13 protein-coding genes are annotated in these 23,261 nt (G+C 63.0%); 10 read left to right on the top strand and 3 right to left on the bottom strand.

All coding sequences use genetic code 11. The annotated features are described in order from the left end of the window. Positions 1–16: 16 nt before the first annotated feature. The gene (gene hutC, locus J1C56_RS05355; protein WP_214388235.1) at positions 17–760 is read right to left on the bottom strand and encodes a histidine utilization repressor; all 744 of its coding nucleotides are present in this window, start codon (positions 758–760) and stop codon (positions 17–19) included. 33 nt (positions 761–793) lie between these two features. After that, positions 794–2,146, bottom strand: coding sequence for a formimidoylglutamate deiminase (locus tag J1C56_RS05350; RefSeq protein ID WP_214386775.1), 1,353 nt, complete (start codon positions 2,144–2,146; stop codon positions 794–796). Between the two features lie 94 nt (positions 2,147–2,240). On the opposite strand from J1C56_RS05350, the gene hutI reads away from it, so the two are divergent. The 10 genes from hutI to J1C56_RS05300 all read left to right on the top strand — a co-directional run bounded on the left by hutI (position 2,241) and on the right by J1C56_RS05300 (position 21,680). Further along, positions 2,241–3,470, top strand: a complete 1,230-nt coding sequence (gene hutI / locus J1C56_RS05345; protein ID WP_214388233.1) for an imidazolonepropionase — start codon at positions 2,241–2,243, stop codon at positions 3,468–3,470. Continuing rightward, positions 3,467–5,011 carry a histidine ammonia-lyase gene (hutH, locus tag J1C56_RS05340; RefSeq protein WP_214386773.1) on the top strand — a complete coding sequence of 515 codons (1,545 nt, stop codon included), beginning with the start codon at positions 3,467–3,469 and terminating at the stop codon, positions 5,009–5,011. The genes hutI and hutH overlap by 4 nt, the downstream gene beginning before the upstream one ends. After that, positions 5,008–5,826, top strand: coding sequence for an N-formylglutamate deformylase (gene hutG, locus J1C56_RS05335; RefSeq protein ID WP_214386771.1), 819 nt, complete (start codon positions 5,008–5,010; stop codon positions 5,824–5,826). Before hutH ends, hutG begins: the two co-directional genes overlap by 4 nt. 25 nt (positions 5,827–5,851) lie before the next feature. Next, a complete protein-coding gene (hutU, locus tag J1C56_RS05330; RefSeq protein ID WP_214386769.1) occupies positions 5,852–7,528 on the top strand; it encodes a urocanate hydratase in 1,677 nt (558 codons plus the stop codon). A gap of 16 nt (positions 7,529–7,544) precedes the next feature. Beyond that, on the top strand, positions 7,545–8,108 hold the full coding sequence (locus J1C56_RS05325) for a HutD/Ves family protein (protein ID WP_214386767.1): 564 nt from the start codon (positions 7,545–7,547) through the stop codon (positions 8,106–8,108). A 114-nt stretch (positions 8,109–8,222) separates the two neighbouring features. Then, complete coding sequence (locus tag J1C56_RS05320) at positions 8,223–8,795, top strand: NADPH-dependent FMN reductase (RefSeq protein WP_214386765.1); 573 nt, start codon at positions 8,223–8,225, stop codon at positions 8,793–8,795. 336 nt (positions 8,796–9,131) lie between these two features. Beyond that, a complete protein-coding gene (locus J1C56_RS05315; protein ID WP_214386763.1) occupies positions 9,132–17,687 on the top strand; it encodes a glycoside hydrolase family 94 protein in 8,556 nt (2,851 codons plus the stop codon). A gap of 243 nt (positions 17,688–17,930) precedes the next feature. Beyond that, on the top strand, positions 17,931–19,697 hold the full coding sequence (locus J1C56_RS05310; protein WP_214386761.1) for a glucan ABC transporter ATP-binding protein/ permease: 1,767 nt from the start codon (positions 17,931–17,933) through the stop codon (positions 19,695–19,697). 116 nt (positions 19,698–19,813) lie between these two features. After that, the gene (locus tag J1C56_RS05305) at positions 19,814–20,578 is read left to right on the top strand and encodes a heme ABC transporter permease (RefSeq protein WP_214386759.1); all 765 of its coding nucleotides are present in this window, start codon (positions 19,814–19,816) and stop codon (positions 20,576–20,578) included. 25 nt (positions 20,579–20,603) lie between these two features. Then, complete coding sequence (locus J1C56_RS05300; RefSeq protein ID WP_214386757.1) at positions 20,604–21,680, top strand: NAD(P)H-dependent flavin oxidoreductase; 1,077 nt, start codon at positions 20,604–20,606, stop codon at positions 21,678–21,680. A gap of 27 nt (positions 21,681–21,707) precedes the next feature. Here J1C56_RS05300 and glpK read toward each other — a convergent pair whose 3' ends face one another. Next, positions 21,708–23,201: a glycerol kinase GlpK gene (gene glpK, locus J1C56_RS05295; protein ID WP_214386755.1), complete on the bottom strand. Its 1,494-nt coding sequence runs from the start codon at positions 23,199–23,201 to the stop codon at positions 21,708–21,710. Positions 23,202–23,261 lie beyond the last annotated feature (60 nt).

Raw genomic sequence — 23,261 nt, 5'->3', positions numbered from 1 at the left:
GTTTTCCTTTTTGGACCTAGCTGTCGGACGGCGTGAAACGCGCCACCACGGCGTGGGCGTTTGCCGGATAGGTGAAGCGCACATGGGTGACAGGGCGCTCGGCGCTCCACGTCCGCCTTTCGATGATCAGGCAGGGCGCACCGCTCGCGAGCCCAAGGTCCGCTGCCGTTTCGCCGTCTGCCGCCGCGGCACGAATGACATGTTCGGCGGCACTCCATGGCACCTGTCCGATCAGCCACGGTCCGGGCGCTGATTTCAGGAACTCCTGGTCGGCCGCTTCAGGCACGGCGGCGAGACTTATCAGCCGGTCCTCGACGCAGAACGGCCGCACCCCGGCATAATGCAGGCATTGCAGAGCCAGGACCTGGCCTGCAACCGAAGGGCCAGGTCCGAGCCTTTCGCGGTCGACCGTTGTGGCGCGCCGCTTGGTCTGTGCCATCAGTTCATAGCGATAGGGCAGGCCGAGCGCTTCGACCTCGATGCGGATGTCGTGGATTTCGAGCACAGCTGCCTGGGATTGCGGCCGGCGCACGAAGCTGCCGGACCGGCGGCGGCGCTCGATCAGCCCGGATTTGGCGAGCTGCGACAGGGCCTTGTTCACGGTCATGCGCGAGCAGCCATATTCGGCGGTCAGCTCATGCTCGAACGGGATGCGGTAACCGGGTTCCCACTCGCCTGAGACGATCCGGTCGCGAATGTCGTTGAGGATGCGTTGGTAGAGCGATGTCGATGCATCGCCGCCAACCGGCTCTTCAACCATCTCCGCCATCGAATCGGGCACCAATCGCTCCTGTTACGCCGCAGTCAGCTCCATCATCACATTACGAAACCTTGCCGCAATAGCGTCGCGACGGAAATGTGCGCCGTCGGCCACGACTTTGCGGCCATTCGCCCAAACGCAGTCCACTTTGCCGCCCCCGGCAAAGATCCAGGCATCGAGAATGGCGTCTTCTGATTTGCCGGTGAGCGTCGGGCGGTTGGGGTCGAGCGAGACGAAATCCGCCGGCGAACCCGCTGCCAGTCCTGCCGGACCTGTGCCAAGCGCCTGGGCGCCGCCGTTGAGCGCTGCATCGAACAATGCGCGGCCGGTCGATTGGCCTGACGTCGCGAGCACGTTGCGGGCGCGATGGGCGAGGCGCTGCGAATACTCGAGCATCCGCAACTCGCCACCGACACCGATCTCGACATTCGAATCCGAGCCGACGCCATATTTGCCGCCATGCTCGACGAACAGCGGCGCCGAAAAGACGCCGTCGCCGAGATTGGCCTCGGTGATCGGGCACAAGCCGGCGACTGCGCCTGACCTGGCCATGGCGATCGTCTCGGCCTCGGTCATGTGCGTGGCGTGGATCAAGCACCAGCGTTTGTCGACATCGGCATGGCGCAACAGCCATTCGACGGGTCGAGCACCTGACCAGGCGACGCAGTCCTCGACCTCCTTGACCTGCTCGGCGATGTGGATGTGGATCGGCCCGCTGGTCATGGCGGTGACAGTCGCCAGTTCGTCAGGCGTTGCGGCGCGCAGGCTGTGCGGCGCCAGGCCAAGCACCGCGCCGTCCACGCCCTTCAGTGCTTCGCCGCACTTCTCAAAAAGCTGGGCGAAGCGATTCGTATCGTTGATGAAACGACGTTGGCCTTCATTGGCGCGCGCGCCGCCAAAACCCGAATGCGCGTAGAATACGGGTAGCAATGTAAGCCCGATGCCGGTCTCGACCGAAGCGGATGCGATGCGCTCGGCCATCTCGGCGATGTTGGCATAGGGGCTGCCGTCGCGGTCATGGTGGAGATAGTGGAATTCGCCGACGCGGGAAAAGCCCGCTTCCAGCATTTCGACATAAAGCTGTGCGGCGACCGCCTCGACCTGTTCGGGCGTCATATTGAGCGCGAAGCGATACATCACCTCGCGCCAGGACCAGAAACTGTCGGACGAAGGCCCGCGGATTTCGGCGAGGCCAGCCATGCCGCGCTGGAAGGCATGGCTGTGCAGATTGGGCATGCCGGGCAGGACAATCGCGTGGCGCTCGTCGCCCGGTTGTGCAGCTGCGCCTGTTTCCACAGTGTCGATGCGGCCGCCGGCCAGTGTCAATCGCACGTCCCGTTGCCAGCCTTCGGCCAGAAGCGCGTGTTCCGCAAAGATCGTCGCCACCAGAATCTCCTCACCTTTCATGTGCACGATAGCACTTGCATCGTCTTTCTGATATGTATATACATAATCACAGTTGGAGGAAACGAAAAAGATGATGGCTGGCGAGCAATCGGCGACATCGGCAAGAATCTGGCGCAATGCGCGGCTGGCGACGCTGGCTGAAGGCGCGGCCGGCCTTGGCGTTGTTGAAAACGGCGCGATTGCTGCCCGTGACGGCCGCATCGTTTTCGCCGGCCCTGAGTCCGAAATGCCCCAGGCTCTGCGCGACGGCGCCGAGGTGATCGACTGCCAGGGGCGCTGGATTACCCCCGGACTGATCGACTGCCACACCCATCTGGTCCATGCCGGCAACCGTGCCAACGAGTTTGAGATGCGGCTGGCGGGCGCGACTTACGAAGAGGTGGCGCGGGCAGGGGGCGGCATCGTCTCTTCGGTCAAGGCGCTGCGCGCGGCGAGCCAGGCCGATCTGGTGGCCCAGACCTTGCCACGCCTCGATGCGCTGATCGCCGAAGGCGTGACGACGGTCGAGGTCAAGTCGGGCTATGGCCTCGACCTCGACAACGAAGCCAAGTCGCTGCGCGCCGCCAGGCAACTGGCCGAGCTGCGGCAGGTGACTGTCCGCACCACTTTCCTCGGAGCGCACGCGCTGCCCCCGGAAGCCAATGGCGACAAGGACGACTATATCGATCGCGTCGCCGGCCCGATGCTCGATAGGATCGCCGCCGAAGGCCTCGCCGACGCTGTCGACGGCTTCTGCGAAGGCATTGCCTTTTCGACCGCGCAGATGACGCGTGTCTTCGACGCCGCCCGCGCCAAGGGCTTGCCGGTCAAGCTTCATGCCGACCAGTTGTCCAATCTCGGCGGTGCAGCGCTTGCAGCAAGCTATGGCGCGCTGTCGGCCGACCATCTCGAATACACCGACGAAGCGGGCGCCGCTGCAATGGCGAAGGCGGCCACCGTCGCCGTCATCCTGCCCGGCGCCTTCTATTTCATCCGGGAGACCAAGAAGCCGCCGGTCGAGCTGTTCCGCCGTCATGGCGTGAAAATGGCTGTTGCCACCGACAACAATCCCGGCACCTCGCCGCTGACCTCGCTGCTTCTGACCATGAACATGGCGGCAACGCTGTTTGCCATGACGGTCGAGGAATGCATCGCCGGCACAACCCGCGAGGCTGCACACGCACTTGGGCTGCTGCCCGAAACTGGCACGCTTGAAGCCGGTAAATGGGCCGATCTTGCCATCTGGGACATCGAGAGCCCGGCCGAACTTGTCTATCGCATGGGGTTCAACCCGCTCCATGCCCGTATCTGGAGAGGGAAATGACCACGCTTGTATTGAATCCCGGCAGTGCCACCCTTGCCGACTGGCGCGCCATCTATCGCGGCGCCGTACCCGAACTCGATCCGGCCTGCCGTCCCAAGATCAAGGCCAGCGCCGAGACGGTGGCGCGGATCGTCGCCAAGGGCGAGCCGGTCTACGGCATCAATACCGGCTTCGGTAAGCTCGCGAGCGTCCGCATTCCGGCGTCCGATCTCGAGACCCTGCAGCGCAACATCGTGTTGTCGCATGCCGCAGGCGTCGGCGAGCCGATGCCGGTGGCTGTGGCGCGCTTGATGATGGCGCTGAAGCTCGCGAGCCTCGCGCAGGGCGCGTCGGGCGTGCGCCCGGAAACCATTGACCTTTTGCAGGCGATGCTCGCCAGGGACGTCATCCCGGTGGTGCCGGCACAGGGCTCTGTCGGGGCCTCGGGCGACCTGGCGCCGCTGTCGCATATGACGGCAACGATGATCGGGGTCGGCGACTGCCATACACCGCACGGCATCGTGCCGGCCAAGGTCGCCTTCGTCACCCACGGCCTCGAGCCGATCACGCTTGGTGCCAAGGAAGGCCTGGCGCTGCTCAACGGCACCCAGTTCTCGACAGCTTATGCGCTTGCCGCATTGTTCGAGGCGGAAAACCTCTATCAGTCGGCGCTGGTGACCGGCGCGCTGTCGACGGATGCGGCCAAGGGCTCGGATGCGCCGTTCGACCCCCGCATCCATGTCCTGCGCAAGCATCGCGGCCAGATCGAGACCGCCGACACGCTGCGCAATTTGATGGCGGGCAGCGCCATTCGCGAAAGCCACCGGGTCGGCGACGAGCGTGTGCAGGACCCTTATTGCCTGCGCTGCCAGCCGCAGGTGATGGGTGCCGCACTCACCTTGTTGCGCCAGGCTGCGGACACACTCGGCACGGAGGCCAATGGCGTCACCGACAACCCGCTGATCTTCACCGAGGACGACACCGCGCTGTCCGGCGGCAATTTCCACGCCGAACCGGTGGCCTTCGCCGCCGACATGATCGCGTTGGCCGTCTGCGAGATCGGCTCGCTCTCCGAGCGCCGCATCGCCATGCTGGTCGACCCTGCGCTGTCCGGCATGCCTGCGTTCCTCACGCCGAAGCCGGGTCTCAACTCCGGTTTCATGATCCCTCAGGTGACGGCTGCGGCACTGGTTTCCGAAAACAAGCAGAAAGCCTATCCGGCCAGCGTCGACTCCATCCCCACTTCGGCCAACCAGGAAGATCATGTCTCGATGGCCGCTCATGGCGCGCGCCGGCTGCTTGGCATGATCGAGAATGCCAATGGCGTGATCGGCATCGAACTGCTCGCGGCAGCGCAGGGCTGCGATTTCCATGCGCCGCTGGCTTCGAGCACAGCACTTGAGGCTGTGCGCAAGCTCGTCCGTGCGCAGGTTCCGCACCTCGACGACGACCGCCATTTCCATCCCGATATGGAAAAGGCGATTGCGCTGGTTCGCACCGGGGCGGTCGTCAAGGCGGCTGCCAATGTTGGCTTGCCGCAGATCTCGGGAGCCCAGGCATGAGCGATACGCCCTGGCTTACCGTCAGCCGCGGCACTGCTCCTTTGCTGGTGAGCTTGCCGCACACCGGAACCGATCTTGTCGGCCTCGACGACCGTTTTGTCTCGCCCTGGCTGGCGCGGCGCGACACCGACTGGTGGATCGACCAGCTCTACGCCTTCGCTGCCGATCTGGGCGCGACCATCGTGCGCACCACGGTTTCGCGCTCGATCATTGACGTCAACCGTGATCCCTCGGGTGTTTCGCTCTATCCCGGGCAGAACACGACGGAGCTTTGTCCGACGATCACCTTCGACGGCGATCCGCTCTACAAGGCAGGGCAGGAGCCGGACGCCGACGAGATTTCCAGGCGGCGCGCGGTCTATTTCGAGCCTTACCACGCGGTTCTGGAAAGCGAGATCGCACGCCTCAAGGCGTTGCATCCGAAGATCGTGATCTATGACTGCCACTCGATCCGCTCGGTGCTGCCGCGCCTGTTTGAAGGCCGGCTGCCGGTCTTCAATCTCGGCACCAATGACGGCAAGAGCACCGATCCGGTGTTGCAGGACAAGGTGGCGACGATCATCGCGGCCACCGGCCGTCCATGGGTGGTCAACGGCCGTTTCAAGGGGGGCTGGATCACCCGCCATCATGCCAATCCTGCACAGGGCATCCATGGGCTGCAGATGGAGATCGCCAATCGCGGCTACCTGCTTGAGCCCGAAGGCAAGGGCGAACCGTCGAACTGGCCGGTTCGCTACGACGCTGATTTTGCCGCCCCGATCCGGGCGACGCTGACAGACATCCTCAAAACCGCGCTCGCCTGGGCGGGCAGCTGACACCCACTCCAAGGGAGGTTTTCGCATGACCCAACATACCCGCATCGACAATGACCGCATCATCCGCGCGGCCACCGGCACCGAACTGACCGCCAAGAGCTGGCTCACCGAAGCACCGCTGCGCATGCTGATGAACAATCTTGACCCGATGGTCGCCGAAAAGCCGAGCGAACTGGTCGTTTATGGCGGCATCGGCCGGGCCGCCCGCGACTGGGAGAGCTACGATCGTATCGTCGGCGCCTTGAGGAAGCTCGAAGCGGACGAGACCCTGCTGATCCAGTCGGGCAAGCCGGTCGGTGTTTTCCGCACGCACAAGGACGCGCCGCGCGTGCTGCTTGCCAACTCCAACCTGGTGCCGCACTGGGCAAACTGGGATCACTTCAACGAGCTCGATAAGAAGGGCTTGATGATGTACGGCCAGATGACCGCTGGCTCATGGATCTATATCGGCAGCCAGGGCATCGTTCAGGGCACCTACGAAACCTTCGTCGAGATGGGCCGGCAGCATTATGGCGGCGACCTGTCCGGCCGCTGGTTCCTGACCGCCGGTCTCGGCGGCATGGGCGGCGCGCAGCCGCTGGCCGCGACAATGGCCGGGGCTTCGTGCCTCGCCATCGAGTGCCAGGCGAGCCGCATCGAGATGCGTCTCAAGACCGGCTATGTCGACGTGCAGGCCAAGGATCTCGACGACGCGCTGGCCATCATCGCCAAGGCCGGCAAGGAGAAAAAGGCGATTTCGGTCGCCCTGCTCGGCAATGCCGCTGACATCTATCCCGAACTGGTGAAGCGTGGCGTTCGCCCCGATGCCGTCACCGACCAGACCTCGGCGCACGATCCCGTCAACGGCTACCTGCCGCAAGGCTGGACCGTGGCCCAGTGGGAAGAAAAGCGCGAACGTGATCCCAAGGCTGTCGAAAAGGCCGCCCGCGCCTCGATGGCTGTCCAGGTTCGCGCCATGCTGGAGTTCCACAAGATGGGCGTGCCGACGGTCGATTACGGCAACAATATCCGGCAAATGGCATTGGAAGAGGGCGTCGAAAATGCCTTCGACTTCCCCGGGTTCGTCCCTGCCTACATCCGTCCGCTGTTCTGCCGCGGCATCGGCCCGTTCCGTTGGGCGGCGCTTTCGGGCGATCCGGAGGACATCTACAAGACCGACGCCAAGGTGAAGGAGCTGACGCCGGGCAACAAGCACCTGCACAACTGGCTCGACATGGCGGCCAAGCGCATCCATTTCCAGGGCCTGCCGGCACGCATCTGCTGGGTTGGCCTTGGCGATCGCCATCGCCTGGGTCTTGCCTTCAACGAAATGGTCGCCAAGGGCGAACTCAAGGCGCCTGTCGTCATCGGCCGCGATCACCTCGACTCAGGCTCGGTGGCTTCGCCCAATCGCGAGACGGAAGCGATGAAGGACGGCTCGGACGCCGTTTCCGACTGGCCGCTGCTGAATGCGCTGCTCAATACCGCCTCAGGTGCCACCTGGGTGTCGTTGCATCATGGCGGTGGCGTCGGCATGGGCTTCTCGCAGCATTCGGGCGTTGTCATCTGCGCCGACGGCACCGAAGATGCGGCGCGTCGTCTGGAACGCGTGTTGTGGAATGATCCCGCGACGGGCGTCATGCGCCATGCCGACGCCGGCTACGACATCGCCGTCGACTGTGCCAAGGAGAATGGCCTCAACTTGCCCGGAATCTTGGGCTAACAATCCTGGGCTGATCATGCGCATCATTCGTCACGCCGACTGCCGCCCCATGCCCTGGAAGAATGGCGGCGGCGTGACGACTGAAATCATGGCCTGGCCGCCTGCGGCCGGGCTCGACGACTTCGACTGGCGCATCTCGATGGCGCAGGTTGCCGCTGGCGGGCCGTTTTCGGTCTTTCCTGGCATCGATCGGACGCTGACGGTTCTGGCTGGCACCATGCGACTTGCCGCCGGCGATGCTGAGCCGGTTGAACTTTCTCCAACATCTCCGCCTTACGCTTTCCCCGGCGATGTCAGTACCGGGGCAACACTCATCGACGGGCCGGTTCTCGACTTCAACGTCATGACCCGGCGAAGCAGCCTTAGCCATTCGGTCCAGCGGCTGGAATTGTCAGAGTCGACCGAGATTGCTCTGGGCGAGGGCATCAGCATGGTCTTCTTCGTGTCGGGTACGGCGCGCGTGAGCGGCGAACTGGTCGCGGTGTTCGATACACTGCATTCCGGAGACGGCCCGGCCATGCTGAAAATTGAGCCGAACGAACCAGTTTCGCTGTTGCTGGTCTCTATTCGCGGCCGATAGCCGAACAATCTCCAAAATCGTCGTGACATCCGGCCGGAACTGGCAAACTATCCCAAGGGGGATGGGTAGGTCAGGCCGGCGATCGTTGTCGGCCGGCGAAGTGGAGGATGTGCCATGGACACCTACAAGGTCGGCTATTTTGTCGGCAGCCTTGCCGCCGGTTCGATCAACCGCAAGCTCGCCAAGGCGCTGGTCGGGCTCGCGCCCAAACATCTTGAGATGGAAGAGATCTCATTTCGCGACCTGCCCCTCTATAGCTACGACTACGACGCCGACTTTCCGCCGCCTGCGCGTGCCTTCAAGAAGGCGCTTGCCAGCGTCGATGCCATTCTGTTCGTAACGCCCGAATACAATCGCTCGATTCCCGGCGGCCTGAAGAATGCGATCGACTGGGCGAGCCGGCCTTACGGCACCAATTCTTTCACCCGAAAGCCTTCTGCCGTCATCGGTACATCGCCGGGCGCGATCGGTACGGCGGTGGCGCAGCAAAGCCTGCGCAGCGTGCTGAGTTTTTGTAACTCGCCGCAGATGAATGCACCCGAAGCCTACATCCAGTTCAAGCCCGGGCTCATCACCGACGACGGCGAGGTAACCAACGAGAGCACCGCCGAATTCCTCAAGAACTACATGGCCGAGTTCCATGCATTCGTGGTCAGGGTCTACACGGTGTTGCCGCGAGGTGGATGAGCAATTCGAAGCCTGTTTGGCCGCTGTAGGGACCGAGATTCGAAAGCAGAAACGCCGGCGCCAGGATGGTTGCCGCCGGCCGTCTGAAATATGGCGAAAATTCAGCATGCGAACACGAAAAAGCCCCAATCCTTGCGTTCCGCTCTTCGCTCGGCACTGCTATGAGGCGCGTGGGGAAATTGGCGGCGATGACGCCACATTTTCACTCAACCGCGGTGCAAGAGCGATCAAAAGACCTGTTGGTTGCATGCAACCAATTCTTGTTTGAAACGATTATATGGCAGGTCCGCGACGCCGGCAGGCGCTGCGGATTTTCTGTCGAACGGAATGCTGTAGATGAATGTTCAGACCGACCCGCGCCGGATAAAAGACGTAGTGCCGAGCTTCCCAGCTGTGGCCGAACAGCCGATCAGGGCGACCGTGCTGCACGAGGACCGGCTGCGCGCGACGGGCGAAAGCCTGGCTCGCAAGGAACTGCGCTCCTTTTTCGGTCTTGAGGCATTTGACTTCCACGCCCGCATTCGCGAGAGCGCCAAGAAGATCCTGCAGGTCTATCGTGACACCAACGCCGCGCAGGGCAGGGGCGAGCCGATCACGCCCGCCGCGCAATGGCTGCTCGACAACAACTATCTGGTCGAAGAGACCATCTATCAGGTCAAGCGCGACCTGCCGCGCCGCTTCTACCGCGAGTTGCCGACGATCGATCTCGGCGACGGCCAACCGGTGCCGCGGGCGCTCGCCATCGCCTGGATCTATGTCGCACATTCCGACAGCACCGTTTCGGCGCAGATGTTCAAGGCGATCGTCGAGGGCTACCAGTCGGTCGAGCCGCTGCACATCGGCGAGTTGTGGGCACTGCCGTCGCTCCTGCGTTTCGTTCTGGTCGAAAACCTGCGCCGCATCGCCGTTCGGGTGAACCGCGCGCGCGAAATGCGGGCAATCGCCAATGACGTCGCCGATCGCTTGCAAAGCGTGCAGGAACAGGACGACGGCCTTGCCCTGCTCAGGGCCTATGCCGCCCATGCCCGCGATACGACCTTTGCGACCCAACTGCTCTATCGCTTGCGCGATGGCTCGCAGAATGCCGGCAAGGCTTTGATCTGGCTGGAAAACGAGCTCGAGAAGTCGGGCAGCGACGCTGAAGAGATCATCATCGGCGAGCACCACACGCTGTCGAGCGGCAACGTCACCACCGGCAATATCATCCGCGGCCTGCGCCTGATCAACGACGAGGACTGGACGGTCTGGTTCGAGGATGTCAGCCGCGTCGACACGCTTTTGCGCGAACGCACCAATTTTGCCGCGCTCGATTTCGCCTCTCGTGACCAGTATCGCGCCGCGATCGAGGAATTGGCCCGTCACTCCAAGCTGTCGGAATTCCAGGTTGCCGAACAGGCAACCGACTTCGCGCTCACTGAAACACCTTCTTCAGCCGAGGATCATACTGGTCCGCAGAATGAAAGCTCCGACGTTGGCTTCTTCCTCGTCGGCCCACGCCGGCAGGAACTGGAGCGGGCGATCGGCTATCGCCCGACTATCGGACGTATCGCCAACCGGGCTTTCCGCAAGACCAACTGGCTCGGTATCGCGCTCCCGGTCTTTGCTCTGACTGTGCTTTTGCTTTTCCTGGCGGGCAACGCATTGGCGGCACTCGGCCTGCCGACAGCGGCAGTCGTGGTGATGCTGGTCCTGTTTTCGGTTCCGGCCAGCGAAGGCGCGCTCGCCTTCTTCAACACCATCGTGCTGAAGTTCCTCGAGCCGACCCGCCTGATCGGTTACGAATTCAAGGACGGTGTTCCAGCGGAAGCCCGGACATTGGTCGTGGTGCCATCGCTTATCGGCTCGCGCGACGATGTCGAGGAAAACATCCGCAACATCGAGATTCATCACCTCGCCAACATGTCGGGCGAAATCCATTTCGCCGTGCTCTCGGATTGGCCCGACAGCCAGGCCGAGATTTCCGTCGGCGACCGTGAGATCTACGACTATGCCCGCCGTGAGATCGCCAGGCTCAACCAGCGTTATCCGAGCAAGGGCGCGCCGCTCTTTTACCTGCTGCATCGCCGTCGCCTATACAATCCGGCGCAGGGCTGCTGGATGGGCTGGGAGCGCAAGCGCGGCAAGCTGCATGAGTTGAACATGCTGTTGCGCGGCGACGGCGACACCACTTTCCTGCCGACCGATACGCCGTTGCCTGATAACATCGTTCACGTCATGACACTTGACGCCGACACACGCATGACGCGTGGCGTGGTCACCAAGCTTGTCGGCAAGATGTGCCACCCGCTCAACCGGCCGGAATTCGACGCCGACAAGCGTCTGGTGACGTCAGGTTACGCCATCCTGCAGCCGCGGGTGACGCCTTCGCTGACGACAGGCGACGAAGCCTCGTTCTTCCAGCGTGTGTTTTCGGCCCACCGCGGCCTTGATCCTTACGTCTTTGCCGTGTCCGACCTCTATCAGGACGTCTTCGGCGAAGGCACCTTCACCGGCAAGGGCCTGTACCATGTCGATGCTATGGAAGCGGCGCTCAAGGGACGCATCGCCGAGAACACCATCCTTTCCCACGATCTTCTCGAAGGCGCGCTGGCCCGCTCGGCGCTGGTCACCGATGTCGAGGTCGTCGAGGATTATCCGACCCGCTACTCGGTCGATGCCTCGCGCCAGCATCGCTGGGCTCGTGGCGACTGGCAGCTGCTGGGCTTCATCTTCGACCCGAAATCGGGCGTACCGGCACTTTCGCGCTGGAAGATGGTCGACAATCTCCGCCGCTCGCTGACGCCGATCTTCTGGGTCATGGCGGCGATCGCCGGCTGGACGCTGCTGCCGTTCACACAGGCCGCCCAATGGCAGGCACTGCTGATCCTCAGCCTGTTCATGGCGCCGACATTCGACATCATCGACGCCATCCTGCCCAAGAATCGCGAAGCGACGCCTCGCGGCCATTTCAGCGCGCTGGGGCGAGACCTGGCCTTCGGGACGGCGATGGTGGCGCTCAAGGTCGTGTTGATGGCGCATCTGGCCTGGATGATGGGCGATGCGATCATCCGTACGATCTATCGGCTTTTCGTCAGCCGCGAGAACCTGCTGGAGTGGCGCACGGCCTCGCAGGCCCAAAAGTCGGGCGGAAACGACCTCGCTGCCTATTACCGCATGATGTATGGCGCGGTGATCATCGCGGCTGTCGGCCTGATCTTGCCGGTCATGACGGATTCGACCGGCGCGTTCGTCGCCTTCGCCTTTGCCATTTTCTGGGCAGGCTCGCCGGCTTTTGCCTGGCTGATCAGCCGCTCGGCTGAAACAGAAGACCGGCTGCATGTCGCACCTTGGGATGTCCACACGCTGCGCACGGTGGCGCGCCGCACCTGGCATTATTTCGAGACGTTCGTGACGCCGGAGCAGAACCACCTGCCGCCGGACAATTTCCAGGAAAACCCAACCGGCGTCATTGCCACGCGCACCTCGCCGACCAACATAGGCGTGTATTTGCTGTCGGTTGTCTCGGCTCGCGACTTCGGCTGGATCAGCCTTGCCGACGCGGTTGCCCGCATCGACGCCACCGTCTCGACGATCGAAAAGATGGAGCGCTACAGGGGGCACCTCTACAACTGGTACGACACCACCACCCTCAGGCCGCTTTATCCGCTCTATGTCTCGAGCGTCGACAGCGGCAATCTCGCCGGTCATCTCGTGGCGGTCGCCGCCGCCTGCTCCGAATGGGCGGAAGCACCGTCGGTGCATCTCCAGGGTGACTTCGAAGGCATTCTCGACATCGTTTCGATCATCGAAGAGAGCGTTGCCGACCTGCCTGACGATCGCCGGCAACTGAGGCCGCTGCGCCAGCGGCTCATCGATCGCATCGACGGCATGCGGCGGGCCGTGGAAACCATCAAGTCGCAGCCGGAAATGGCGTCGATCCGCACCATCAATCTCGCCGTGCTGTCGGGTGAAATCCGCAAGCTTGCAGGCGCAATCCATACCGAGGCGGCCTCGACCAAGAGTGACGTCCTTGCCGACTGGGCCAGGACGCTCGAAGTCACCTGCGAGGCGCATGTGCATGATGCGCATAGCGACGACCAGGCAGTGGCGGCGTTGCGCACCAAACTGATGGAACTGCGCGAGCGCACCCGCAAGTTCGCCTTCGAGATGAATTTCTCGTTCCTGATGCGCAACGAACGCAAGCTTCTGTCCATCGGCTACCGGGTCGAGGAGCATCAACTCGACGAAAGCTGCTACGACCTGCTTGCCTCCGAGGCACGGCTGACCAGCCTGTTCGGTATCGCCAAGGGCGACATCTCGACCGAGCATTGGTTCCGGCTTGGCCGTCCGATCGTCGAGATCGGCTTCCAGGGCGCGCTGATGTCGTGGTCGGGCTCGATGTTCGAGTACCTGATGCCGCCGCTGGTCATGAAGGAGCCGCAGGGCGGCATCCTCAACCAGACCAACAAGCTTATCGTTCATCGGCAGATCCAGTACGGCCGGTCGAAGGGCATTCCGTGGGGTATCTCGGAAGCAGCCTATAACGGCCGTGATCGGGAACTGACTTACCAGTACACCAATTTCGGCGTTCCAGGCCTTGGCCTCAAGCGTGGCCTTGGCCAGAACACCGTCATCGCGCCCTACGCGACGGTGCTGGCGGCGCAGTTTCTGCCAAGCGAGGCAACTGCGAACCTCAGGCGGTTGCGCAAGCTCGGCGCCCTTGGCCGTTACGGTTATTACGACGCTGTCGACTACACGCCGCAGCGCGTGCCTGAAGGTACTGACCACGCAGTCGTCTACAACTACATGGCCCATCACCAGGGCATGTCGATCGTGGCGATCGCCAATGCGATCTTCGAAGGCCGCATGCGCGACCGCTTCCACAGCGATCCCGTGATCGAGGCGGCCGAACTGCTGCTTCAGGAAAAGGCGCCGCGCGACATTCCGGTCGCTACGGTCCGCACTGAAGTTGCCGAGCACACCAAGGACGAGACCGCCGATCACAGCGCCGACACGCGTCTCGTGCTCAATCCGATGCGCGCATTGCGTTCGACCAACCTTATGTCGAATGGCCGCTATTCGGTGATGGTGACAGCAACGGGCTCTGGCTATAGCCGCTGGAACGACATGGCGATCACGCGCTGGCAGCCGGATCCGACCGAAGATCGGCTCGGCACCTACCTGTTCCTGCGCGACATCGAGACGGGCGACTGGTGGTCGGCTACATCGGAACCCAAGCGCGCCACCGGCGAGCAGACCCAGACGTTGTTCTGCGACGACAAGGCGAGCTTCATCAAGACGGTTGGTACGCTGCGCAGCGAGGTCGAGTGCATCGTCGTGTCTGAAGGGAACGGCGAAGCGCGCAAGGTCACCATCTGGAACGACGCGGCCGTCGACCGCCACATCGAGGTGACCTCATTCGCCGAGCTGGTGCTTGCACCCGAGGCCAATGACAACGCCCATCCGGCGTTCTCCAAGATGTTCGTCGAGACCGAGATCACCCACAATGGCAGCGCCATCTTGGCGACGCGGCGTACCCGTGCCGCCAACGAGCCTTCTGTCGTGGCGGCACATTTTGTCACCGATCAGTCGGGGTTCGTGCGCGACACCGAGGCCGAGACCGACCGCCGCGCCTTTATCGGCCGTGGTCGTACCATCGCCGATCCGGCGGCGTTCGATCCAGGTGCGAAGCTTTCGGGCAGTGCCGGCTTCACACTTGATCCTGTCGCGTCGCTGCGTCGCCGCGTTCGCGTGCCGGCCAACAAGAAGGTCACGCTGACCTATTGGACGATCGTCGGGTCTTCGCGCGAAGAGGTCGAGGAAACGGTTGCCAAGCTCGACCATCCCGAGGGCTTCCCGCGCCAGGCCATGCTGTCGTGGACCCGTTCGCAGGTGCAGACGCGTCATCTCGGCCTCAACCTTGCCGATGCCGCAAACGTCCAGAAGCTGGCACGCTTCCTGATCTATCCCGATCCGTTCCTGCGCCTGTCCGCGGACGCCATCGCCTCCGGCCTCGGCCGGCAGTCGGCGCTGTGGCCAATGGCGATCTCGGGCGATTTCCCGATCCTGGCGATCAGGATTGGCGACGTGTCCGACATTGAGATCGTCGCCCAGGCCCTGCGTTTCCAGGAATACATGCGCGCTCGCGGCCTCGTCGCCGATCTCGTCATCGTCAACGAGCAGGCATCGTCCTATGTCCAGGACCTGCAGCAGGCAATTGAAGCGCTGTGCGAGAACAGCCGCCTGCGCGGCAAGGAACTCGGGCCGCGCCAGCACATCTTCGCCGTCCGCCGCGACCTGATGGACGAAGCGTCCTACCGTACGCTACTCGCTGTCGCCCGTGTTTGCCTGCATACTCGCAACGGCACGATCTTCGACCAGATCGAACGTGCCGAGGCGGCTGCGCTTCAGGCGCGCGACGCGCTGGCCGCGGCTCAGGCCACCGACCGGCCGGAAACCTCCGCGCTGCAAACGTCGCCTTCGCGTAACGCTCGCAAGAGCGTCGGCGAAGGTCTTTCGTACTGGAACGGTTTCGGAGGCTTCGATGCCAAAGGCCGCGACTATGTCGTGCGCCTCAACGGCACCCGTTCAACGCCGCAGCCCTGGATCAATGTTATCGCCAACGCAGGCTTTGGCTTCCACACCTCCGCGGAAGGTGCCGCCTTTACCTGGAGCCGCAACAGCCGCGACTACCAGCTGACGCCATGGTCGAACGATCCCGTCACCAACCGTCCTGGCGAGGCGATCTACATCTTCGATCGCGCCAGCGGCAGGACCTACTCGCCGATTGCCGCGGTCGCTCGTGAAGCGGGCGCAAGCTATGAGGCACGCCACGGCCAGGGCTTCTCGACCTTCCGCTCCAAGCGTGGAACGCTGGCGACCGAGTTGACGCATCTTGTCGATCCGAATGATCCGGTTCGTGTTTCGCGGCTGAGAATCGAAAACACCGGTGCGGTGCCGGCCAAGCTCAGGGTCTATGCCTATGCCGAGTGGGTGCTCGGCAACAGCCGGGCCAAGACGGCCCCCAACATCGTCTCTTCGCTCGATGCCGCGACGGGCGCGATTTTCGCCCGCAATACCTACGGCCTCGATTTCGGCGAGCGCGTCGCCTTTATGGCCATGGATGGCAAGGCCAACTCGGTGACATCGGATCGCCATGAGTTCATCGGCAATGGCGGCAACGTCGAGTCGCCACGCGCCGTGACGATCGGTGCTGAGTTGACTGGACGCGTCGAAGCGGGTGTCGATCCGTGCGCCGCGATATCGAGGGATGTCGAGGTGCCTGCCGGCGGTTCGATTTCCTTGCTCTGGCTGCTCGGCGATGCCGGATCGGACGAGGAAGCAAGTGCGCTGGTAGGCCGTCATCTCAAGGTCGATTTCGACCAGCGACTGACTGAGAACGAGCGCGACTGGCGTTCGTTCCTGGGCACGATCGAGGTCGATACGCCCGACAAGGCGCTCGACGCGATGGTCAACAATTGGCTGCCGTACCAGAGCCTTGCCTGCCGCATCCGCGCGCGTTCGGCTTTCTACCAGGCGAGCGGCGCCTTCGGCTTCCGCGACCAGTTGCAGGACACGCTGGCGCTGCTGATGCATGACGCAAGCCTCGCTCGTGAGCAGATCCTGAATGCCGCCGGCCGCCAGTTTGCTGAAGGCGACGTCCAGCATTGGTGGCTGCCGCGCACCGGTGCTGGCGTGCGCACGATGATCTCCGACGATGTCGTCTGGCTGGCGAGCGCGACCGCACGCTACGTTACTGTGACCGGTGATGCTGCGATCCTCAATGAACAACTGCCCTTCATCGAAGGGCAGCAGCTCAACCCTGGCGAGCACGACGCGTTCTTTACGCCGGAGCTTTCCAAGAAGAAGGCGTCACTCTACGAACACTGCGCCCGTGCGCTCGACCTCGCCATCAAGCGTACTGCCAAGAACGGTCTGCCGCTGATCCTTGGCGGCGACTGGAACGACGGCATGAACCGTGTCGGTGAAGAGGGCCGGGGCGATAGTGTCTGGCTCGGCTGGTTCCTGCTGAGAACACTTGGCGAATTTGCCCCGCTGGCCAAGGCCGAGGGCGATTCAAAGCGCGCCAACGCCTGGGATAAGCATGCCACAGCGCTCAAGCGGGCTTTGGAGAATGCTGCATGGGACGGCGAGTGGTACCGCCGTGGCAGCTTTGACGATGGCACGCCGCTCGGCTCGCGCAACTCGGACGAATGCAAGATCGACTCGATCGCGCAATCGTGGAGCGTGATCTCGGGCGAGGGCGATCCGGCACGCTCGCGCACGGCCATGGCGCAAGCGACCAAGATGCTGGTCGACGACGAGCTGAAACTCATCAAGCTGTTCACGCCGCCATTCTCCGCAACCGACAAGGAACCCGGCTACATCAAGGCCTATCCGCCCGGCGTGCGTGAAAATGGCGGGCAGTACACCCATGCGGCAACGTGGTTTGTCATCGCGTTGGCGGAAATGGGGCAGGTCGATGAGGCCTACCGCTGCTTCTCCATGCTGAATCCGGTCAACCATGCGCTCGACGAGGCGTCTGCCGAGACCTATCGGGTCGAGCCCTATGTCGTGGCCGCCGATGTCTATGCCGACGCGTCCAAGGCGGGGCGTGGCGGCTGGACGTGGTACACAGGTTCGGCTGGCTGGCTCTATCGCGCGGCGGTCGAAAGCATCCTCGGCATCAGCCAGCGCGGCGACCGACTGGTCGTTTCGCCGGCTATTCCCAGGCACTGGGAGGGCTATTCGGCGACGCTTCGTTTGGGCGGCGCTGTCTATAGGTTGCGGGTGATCAGGGACAAAGCCGCTAAAGCTGCGAAAGCAGAAGTCGATGGCGTGAAGGGCAAGGACGCGTCCTTTGCCATGCGCGACAGCGGCGAGGTAGAGGTTGTGATCCGCATTCCGGCTTAGCCGGAATGCCCCTGCGTCAATTGGCCGGACATCTTTGTCATCATTTTGCCGCAACGATGCCTTTTTTCGTTAGTTCTCAATTCCTTATCGGATCACAGCAGATTACCGGTCGTAGCCATGTGTTGTTCGATTTTTTTGAGCTGAACGGCTATCTGCGCATTGTCTTGCGGAACTGAGGTCGCTATTTGTCGGCTATTGTGCACTGCACCATAAAGGGACGAACGGGACTCAAGGGGTACCAAAGTGTCGTTGCTTGAAGTTTATTGGAGAGCCCTTCGCTATCTTGCCGCCGACGGCAAGAAAGTGGGGCTGATTTGCGCGGCCAACGTCGTGTTGGCGATTGTCACTATTGCTGAGCCGATCCTGTTTGGACGTATCATCGATGCCATCGCCGGCAAGACGGAAGTCGTTCCGACAATGGCGTTGTGGGCGAGCTTCGGCGCGTTCAACATCGTGGCCTTCGTGCTGGTGGCGCGCGGCGCCGATCGCGTCGCTCATGCGCGGCGCGGCGAAGTGCTGTGCCAGTCCTTCGAACGCGTGATCACCATGCCGCTGGCCTGGCACCAGCAGCGCGGCACGTCGCATTCGCTGCACACGCTCCTGCGTGCGGTAGAGGCACTGTTCAGCCTCTGGCTCGAATTCATGCGCACCCATTTGTCGACAGCCGTGGCGCTGCTGCTGCTGATCCCGACGGCGTTTTCGCTCGACGCACGCATGTCGCTGGTGCTGATCGGGCTGGGCGCACTCTATCTGGCGATCGGCCGGCTTGTCATGCGCAAGACCAAGGAAGGTCAGGCTTCAGTCGAGCGCCACTACCATAACGTCTTTTCCCACGTCTCGGATTCGGTCAGCAACGTCGCTGTGCTGCAAAGCTACAACCGCGTCGGCCAGGAGACTGAAGCGCTGCGCGGTTATGTGAAGGCGCTGATCACCACGCAGAACCCCGTCCTCGACTGGTGGGCTTTGGCTTCGGCGATGCACCGGCTCGCCTCGACGATCTCGATGATGGTGGTGCTGCTGATCGGCGCTTATCTGGTAAGCAAAGGCCAGTTGCGCATTGGCGACATCGTTGCCTTCACCGGCTTTGCTGCCTTGCTGATCAGCCGCCTCGACCAGGTTTCGAATTTCGCCAACCAGATCTTCGACGCACGCTCGAAGCTGGAGGAGTTCTATCGCCTCGAGGATGCCGCCGGCGACAACCGCGAGCCGGAAGGCCTGCGCGAGCTGGACAACGTCACCGGGCATGTCCGTTTTGAGAATGTCAGTTTCGAGTTCCCGAATTCGGGTCAGGGCGTCACCGACGTTTCGTTCGAGGTAAGTGCTGGCCAGACAATCGCCATCGTTGGCCCGACGGGTGCCGGCAAGACGACGCTCATCAACCTGTTGCAGCGGGTGCACACCCCACAGCACGGCCGCATCCTCATCGACGGCATCGATACGCGCACCGTCACCAAGAAGTCGCTGCGCCATTCGATCGCCACGGTGTTCCAGGACGCCGGTCTGCTGAACCGGTCGATCGAGGACAACATCCGGGTCGGCCGCGCCAGCGCGAGCTACGAAGAAGTGCACGCCGCAGCAGCTGCCGCGGCCGCGCAGGACTTCATCCTGTGCAAGAGCGAAGGCTACGACACCAAAGTCGGCGAGCGTGGCGGGCAGTTGTCCGGCGGCGAGCGTCAGCGTATCGCCATCGCCCGCGCAATCCTCAAGAGCGCGCCGATCCTGGTGCTCGATGAGGCGACGAGCGCGCTCGACGTCGAGACCGAGAACCGGGTCAAGGACGCAATCGACATGCTGCGCGATGGTCGCACGACCTTCATCATCGCCCACCGCCTGAGCACCGTGCGCGACGCCGACCTCGTGGTGTTCATGGATCACGGCCATGTCGTCGAAATGGGCGGCTTCAGCGAGCTTTCGGCCCGCAACGGGCGTTTTGCCTCGCTGCTGCGCGCTGGCGGCCTGCTCAACGACGAGGAAGTCCGCCGCGTCACCCATGTTGAGGCCGCGGCTTAAGACTCCTCGACTGCTTTGGCTGGATATGAACGGGGCGCTTCTGCGCCCCGTTTGCGTTCCAGTCCGCGACGTCGGAACCGATTGCGAAGACAACCTCTCAGGGCTATTTAGCGTTCATGACACAGACGACCTCGCAGGCTTGGCGTTTCAGCGACTTGGCCAATCCGACACGCTTCATCTCGCTGGTGGACAAGATAGTGCCTTGGCTTGGCGGCGCCTCGGCATTGGTTCTGGCAACCGGGCTCTATCTCGGCTTTGCCGCGCCGGAGGATTTCCAGCAGGGCATCACTGTCCGCATCATGTACATTCACGTGCCTTTCGCCTGGCTCGCCATGATGTGCTACTCGGTGATGGCGATCGCCGCCCTCGGAACGCTCGTCTGGCGACATCCGCTTGCCGATGTCGCCTTGAAGTCTGCAGCGCCTGTGGGCGCCGTGTTCACCGCGCTTGCGCTGCTCACCGGCTCGATCTGGGGCAAGCCGATGTGGGGCACCTGGTGGGTCTGGGATGCGCGACTGACCTCGGTGTTCGTGCTTTTCCTGATGTATCTCGGCATCATCGCCCTGACCCGCGCGCTCGACGACCCCAGCCGCTCGGCCCGGGCCGCAGCTGTCATCACCCTTGTCGGCTTCGTCAACATCCCGATCATCAAGTTCTCGGTCGAATGGTGGAACACACTGCACCAGCCGGCCTCTGTGTTCCGCATCGGAGGCCCGACAATCGATCCGAGCATGCTCTGGCCCCTGATGACGATGGCGCTTGGCTTTACCCTTCTGTTCTTCACTCTGCATCTAATGGCGATGCGCACCGAGATATGGCGTCGTCGCGTCGTTGCCATGCGCCAGATTGCAGCTCGGAGGGCCGACTGTCAGCAGGCCTGACAGGCTCATCAAGGAGGAAGACCCCATGTGGCCCGATCGTCGAATTCTTGATCTTCTGGGCCTGGAGCTTCCGATCTTTCAGGCCCCGATGGCGGGCCCTGTCGATTCCGAGATGGTGATCGCTGTCTCGGAGGCTGGCGGGCTAGGTGGTTTGCCTTGCGCGTTGATGTCTCCTGAAAAGGCGCGCACCGAACTCGGCATCATCCGCCAGCGGACTTCGCGTCCGATCAACATCAATTTCTTCTGCCATACCCAGCCCGCGGACGATCCCGCGCGCGAAGCCGCCTGGAAAAAGCGCCTCGAACCATTCTATGTCGAACTCGGGCTCGATCCGGCGGCGCCTGCACCGCGCTCGGCACGCGCCCCGTTTGACGAAGAATTCTGCGAGATCGTCGAGGAATTCCGCCCCGAGGTGGTGAGCTTCCATTTCGGCCTGCCGGATGCGGTGCTGCTCGACCGGGTCAAGGCGACCGGTGCCAAGGTGCTGTCGTCGGCAACGACCGCCGACGAAGCGGTGTGGCTGGAGGAACGGGGCTGCGACGCCATCATCGCCCAGGGCGCCGAGGCCGGCGGCCATCGCGGCATCTTCCTGACCGATAACGTCGCCAACCAGCCCGGCACCTTCGCCCTGGTGCCTCAGGTGGTCGATGCGGTCAAAGTGCCCGTCATTGCGGCTGGTGGGATCGCCGACGCGCGCGGTATCGTCGCCGCCTTCGTGCTTGGTGCTTCAGCCGTGCAGATCGGCACGGCCTATCTGTTCTGCCCGGAGGCGAAGGTCGCCGCGCCACACAAGGCAGTGCTGCGTGCGGCCAAGGACGACCACACCGCTCTGACCAATGTCTTCACCGGTCGTCCGGCGCGCGGCATCGTCAACCGTATCATGCGCGAGGTGGGGCCCATGTCGGACGTCGCACCCGCGTTTCCGCTGGCTGGCGGCGCACTGGCACCGCTCAAGGCCAAGTCGGAGCCGCTTGGGTCAGGCGATTTCATGTCGCTGTGGTCGGGGCAGGCGGCACGCCTCGGCCGCGAAATGCCGGCGGCCGAACTGACGCGCGTTTTGGCAGAGGAAGCGCAGGCTTTGCTCGGTACTTTAGCCAGGTAGCCTCAGCTGAACGCCTGGGGCAAAAGCCTATTTTGGCGTCAGCGTGCGCCGCACTGCATCGTGCCAGCCCTTTAGCTTGGCCGTGCGCGTTGCGGCATCCATCGTTGGCCTGAACTGGCGGTCGAGTGCCCAGGCATTGGCGAACTCTTTCGCCTTTGGCCATACGCCGGCGCGCGAACCGGCGAGCCAGGCAGCACCAAGTGCCGTGGTTTCAAGCACGGTCGGTCGGTCCACAGGTGCGTCCAGAATGTCGGCGAGGCGCTGCATCGTCCAGTCGGAAGCGACCATGCCGCCGTCGACGCGCAGCACCGTCTTGCCGTTCCTGGTCTTCCAGTCCTTTTTCATCGCGTCGAGCAGGTCGCGGGTCTGGTAGGCGACGGACTCGAGTGCCGCGCGTGCAAACTCTTCGGGGCCGGTGTTGCGGGTCAGCCCATAGATGGCGCCGCGCGCCTCGGAATCCCAATGCGGCGCACCGAGCCCGACAAAAGCCGGCACCAGATAGACGCTCTGGGTATCGTCGGCATTGGCGGCGAGAACGCCGCTTTGCTCGGCCTTGCCGATTACCTTGATGCCGTCGCGCAGCCACTGCACGGCAGCGCCGGCAACGAATATCGAGCCTTCCAGCGCATAGGTTGTCTTGCCGTCGAGCCGGCAGGCGATGGTCGTCAGCAGCCGGTTCTTCGAGCGCACGATGTCGCTACCGGTATTGAGGATGGCAAAACAGCCTGTGCCATAGGTCGATTTCATCATGCCTGGCTCGAAGCAGGCCTGGCCGATGGTCGCCGCCTGCTGGTCGCCGGCAACGCCGAGGATCGGGATCTCGGCACCGAACAGCGATTTGTCGGTGACGCCGAAGTCGGCGGCGCAATCCTTCACCTCGGGCAGCATGACGACAGGGATTTTCAGGATATCGAGCAACTCGGCGTCCCAGTCGTTCTTCTCTATATTGTAGACCAGCGTGCGCGAGGCGTTGGTGGCGTCAGTCGCATGCACCTTGCCGCCGGTCAGGCGCCAGATCAGGAAGGAATCGATGGTGCCGGCGAGCAACTCGCCGCGCTCGGCCTGCTTGCGCGCGCCTTTTACCTTGTCGAGAAGCCACGCGATCTTGGTGCCGGAGAAGTAGGGATCGAGCAGCAGCCCGGTCTTCCTGGTGAAGCGCGGTTCAAGCCCTTGTTTCTTCAGCTTGGCGCAGAGCGGGGCGGTGCGTCGGTCCTGCCAGACAATCGCATTGTGGATCGGCTTGCCTGTAGCCTTGTCCCATATCACCACGGTTTCGCGCTGGTTGGTGATGCCGATCGCAGAGATTTCGGCCGCATCCTTGCCGGCCTTCTTCAACGCTGCCTTGCAGGTCGAAACCACGCTGTCCCAAATTTCTTCAGGATCGTGTTCGACCCAGCCGGACGCGGGAAAATGTTGGGTGAACTCCTTCTGGCCGACGCCAGCGACCTTCATCGCCGCGTCGAACACGATCGCCCGACTGGATGTCGTGCCCTGATCGATTGCCAGAATGAAACCGCTCATATCCCTCTCCCGCCAGTCACTTGCGTAAATAGGGGAGACGGCACGTGCCGTCTCCCCCAG

Origin of the sequence: Aminobacter anthyllidis, assembly GCF_018555685.1 — a bacterium.
GTDB lineage: Bacteria > Pseudomonadota > Alphaproteobacteria > Rhizobiales > Rhizobiaceae > Aminobacter > Aminobacter anthyllidis.
This window is presented reverse-complemented; position numbering and strand designations above follow the sequence as displayed.